Here is a 1,632-nt window from a genome sequence, read left to right as displayed (position 1 = left end):
ACTAAACCAGCTAATAGTTTGTCAATATTTTTCAATAAAAACTTAAAAAATCTCATGCTATACTTAAAATGTGCATGCCAAATGACCTTCCGTTAGTCGGTTATTGGAAGGTTTTGTGCTATTTGGTTTAATTTAGGATTCAAGCTATATCTTGGAAAGTCGTTTTGCTTTTTAAAAGGGCAAATATCCAGTGTAAGAGCTTATTTACACAGGCTATAACAGCTACTTTAAAAGGTTTTCCTTCTTCACGTTTCTTATCATAAAACTCACGTAATTTCTTATTACGTGGAATGATTTCATCGCTTGTTTTGCTCTTACGACAGTCACGAATAGCACAACGAACAGCCATATATAAGGCGTGGCGAAGTCTGCTGGATCCTCTTTTTGTAATTCGGTTTTTTGTGGCTCTAAATTTGCCAGATTCAAATACACTTGGGTCAACCCCAGCGAAAGCTACCAACTTTTTAGGATCAGTAAATCGATCTATCTCCCCAATTTCAGAAATGATCGTTGCAGCGATCTTTTCTCCGATACCAGGGATAGATTTGATAATATTATATTCTTCAACTTCTTTAGCGAGGGCATCTATCTCAGACTCTAACTTGGATAGGTGCTTTTTATATTGAAGAATGATGTTTATATACATTCCAAGGCTTAGTATATGACTCTGATACACTGTTTTTTCAAAAGGGTTTCGAGCTGCCGCAGCTTTTAATTGAATGGCCTTTTCTTTTGCCCATCTTATTGACCGACTTTTACATAATTCAAATATTTTATCTGTAATTGTTTCTTCACTTTCCCTTAAAATATCCTCGGTAGAGGAGAACTCTAAAAGAGTTAAAAGTGACACCACAGAATATAAATCCCCAAAAACTCCTCGGTATTCGGGGAAAACCTGGTCCAGAATTGCTTGGAATTGTAGCTTTGTTTGGATCAACACTCCAGTAATATTCTCGTGTTGTCTTGTAAGATTCCGAAGGTTTAATAGTTGGACTCCTCGCTTTTTATAAGGCTCTAGATCCTCCTTATAAAACAGCTCGCAGAGATGGTAAGCATCAGCCGCATCTGTTTTTACTTTCCTGAGACTTGAACTTTTAGCCTTATAAGAAATCAGTGGATTTATGATGATCAATAAATACCCACGGTCTTCCAAGTATTGAACAACTGGGGAATGATAATGTCCCGTTGCTTCTAGGATGATAGGTGGTTTTTGCCCCGTTTCCTTCTTTACTTCCTCCAGAAATTCTAGAAGTAAACTAAGACCCTCAACAGTATGAGAAACTTTAAAACTCTTACGATATGGCTTACCTTTTTCCAAAAATGCTTGAACCTGACTTTCTCCTTTTGAAACATCCAGACTAATGACTGGATTCATTATTAAATCTCCTCCTAAACTAGTAATTTGCCAGTAACCCCTAATCCTCCATGCAGTATCACAGCTTCGCTTGTTATACGGGATCTAAGTCCCAACCAGCCTCAATCATGTTTCTACAAGTAGGGGGCGAACGGTTTAGTTGACGGGGTCGAGCCCCACGGGCAGTTACGTTCTACCCTGGCTACTGATATAATAAGACCAAAATAAATAAGGTCAACCAGAAATATTTAGCATTCTGGCTAACCTTATAATACGAA

At 37.7% G+C, this 1,632-nt stretch carries 1 protein-coding gene; it reads right to left on the bottom strand.

Annotated features, from left to right (window positions below; translation table 11 throughout):
• Positions 1–139 precede the first annotated feature (139 nt).
• Positions 140–1,375 carry an IS110 family RNA-guided transposase gene (locus JN080_RS28695; protein WP_256239341.1) on the bottom strand — a complete coding sequence of 412 codons (1,236 nt, stop codon included), beginning with the start codon at positions 1,373–1,375 and terminating at the stop codon, positions 140–142.
• Positions 1,376–1,632: the final 257 nt, after the last annotated feature.

The sequence above is a fragment of the Bacillus sp. EB600 genome (assembly GCF_024494385.1).
Classification (GTDB): domain Bacteria; phylum Bacillota; class Bacilli; order Bacillales; family Cytobacillaceae; genus JAEVLT01.
The sequence above is the reverse complement of the archived record's forward strand: the minus strand, read 5'-3'. Positions and strand labels throughout refer to the sequence as shown.